Raw genomic sequence first — 742 nt, forward strand, 5'->3', positions numbered from 1 at the left:
TTCTGCCACGGTAATCTCAACATGATCAATGGTGCGATTGTCCCAGTTATTCACAAACAGGGAGTTAGCAAAACGCAGCGCCAACAGGTTCAGCACCGTTTCTTTACCAAGATAGTGGTCGATACGGTAAACCTGGCACTCCTCGAAGTATTCGCCAACCTGATCATTGATTTCCTGCGAGGTCGCCAGCGACGTCCCCAGCGGTTTCTCCATGACTACGCGTGCCGGTTTAGCATTCAGTTTTGCCTCGCCAAGCCCTTTGCAAATTGCGCCAAAAGTGCTGGGCGGCATGGCAAAGTAGTTAATGGTGATACGATTTTTTTGATCCAGCATCGCGCCGAGACGGTTGAATGCAGCAGTGTCATTGACATCGAGATTACAAAAATCCAGACGTGCACTCAGGGTGTCCCATAAACCTTCATCAATGGTTTCTTTCATGAAAGTTTCGAGCGCCTCGCGGACAACTTTGGTATACGCCGCTTTATCCCAGTCAGCACGCCCTACGCCGATAATCCGGGTGTCCGGGTTGAGCTGACCGGCTTTTTCCAGTTGATACAGGGAAGGCAGCAATTTACGACGCGCAAGGTCGCCTTTCGCGCCGAAAATGACCAGGTCACAGGCCTGGGCTGTTTGCGTTACCGCCATGTCATTCTCCTTAAGTTAACTAACCCGGTACTTAAGCCAGGGTATACTTGTAATTTTCTTACGGTGCACTGTACTGCTTTTACGAGCTTGCGAAAAC

1 protein-coding gene is annotated in these 742 nt (G+C 50.1%); it reads right to left on the reverse strand.

Annotated features, from left to right (window positions below; genetic code table 11):
• A partial coding sequence (locus tag K0039_RS24685; RefSeq protein ID WP_500303700.1) for a glucose-6-phosphate dehydrogenase (NADP(+)) occupies positions 1-645 on the reverse strand: 645 nt, incomplete at its 3' end.
• Positions 646-742: the final 97 nt, after the last annotated feature.

The organism is Terrisporobacter mayombei (assembly GCF_020748465.1).
In the GTDB taxonomy this organism is placed as follows: domain Bacteria; phylum Bacillota; class Clostridia; order Peptostreptococcales; family Peptostreptococcaceae; genus Terrisporobacter; species Terrisporobacter mayombei.